This is a genomic window from Azospirillum sp. B506 (assembly GCF_000333595.1).
In the GTDB taxonomy this organism is placed as follows: Bacteria; Pseudomonadota; Alphaproteobacteria; order Azospirillales; family Azospirillaceae; genus Azospirillum.
Window position 1 is genome coordinate 1 of record NZ_BADK01000238.1, and the last position, 1171, is coordinate 1171.

Genomic DNA, 1171 nt, shown 5'->3' on the forward strand with positions numbered 1-1171 from the left:
CGCCGCGCCCTCGACACCACCTTCCTGTCCTGCGGCCAGTGGGAGGATCAGCTGCGGCTGGCCGGTGCCGCGACCGTCCTGCGTTTTCCGGGCGACGGCGGCGCGATGTCCGATGTCGGTCAGCATGTCTTCGCCGCCCAGTTCAAGCCCGACCGGATGGCGATCCCGGCGGCCGACCTTCGCCGGCATGCCGGCGAACGGCTGCCCGAACACATGGTGCCGGCGGAAATCCATATTCTCGACAGCCTGCCGATGACGGAAAACGGAAAGATCGACCGCAAGGCGCTGGCCGGCGTGGCGCCGAAATCCCGGCAGGCCGCGGCGGCTGCCGGATCGATGCCGCGGGACGATCTGGAGCGTGAGATCGCCGCCGTCTGGGCCTCGGTCCTGCGGCTGGACGCTGTCGGCCTCGATCAGAACTTCTTCGACCTCGGGGGAGATTCCCTGCTGGTGGCGCAGGTCGTCGGCCGGCTGCGCGAATGCCTGCCGAAGGCGGCCGGGCTGGAGTGGGACGTGCTGTTGCGGCGTCTGCTCAACCAGCCGACGGTGGCGGCCTTGGCGGACCTGCTGCGCGGTGCCGGCGGGCCGGCGGGTGGCGGGGCAGTGTATGATGGGCCAGCGGATGATGGCTTGTCGTTGATCGAGCTGGGGCAGGGCGATGGCACGGGGGCCACGCTGCTGTTCGTGCACGACGGCAGTGGAACCATCGTGCCCTACCGGTCCCTGCTCGACCGTCCGCACGGCAACGCGCGTCGCATCCTGGGGGTCGCGATCCAGGATCCGGCGCCCTTCCTGGCGATGGATCCCGCCGGCGCCATCTCCGAACTGGCGGACGGTCATTCTGGCCGCATCGCGGGCGCCCTGTCGCCGGGCGAACGGCTCCATATCGTCGGCTATTGCCTGGGCGGGCTGCTGGCGACGGAGATCGCGCAGCGGCTGGCACAGCGTGGCGTGACGGTGGAGCGGCTGAGCGTCATCAGCAGCTATCGGGTTCCCTTCCTCATCGAGGACGATATTCTGGCCGAATATGTCTTCGCCCGTGTCATGCGCGCCGATCCGGCCGCTCTCGGCTATCCCGCGGACGAGGCCGGGATGCGGCGGCTGATCGCCGATGCGCTGGCCCGGACCCCGGGACCGGGTTGCGCCCGGCTCGCTGGAAACGGGCGGCGGC

At 70.4% G+C, this 1171-nt stretch carries 1 protein-coding gene; it reads left to right on the top strand.

From position 1 onward, the window contains the following. Window positions 1-1171 (top strand): phosphopantetheine-binding protein (locus I71_RS07560; RefSeq protein WP_042693420.1); only part of this gene is annotated, 1171 nt, incomplete at both ends.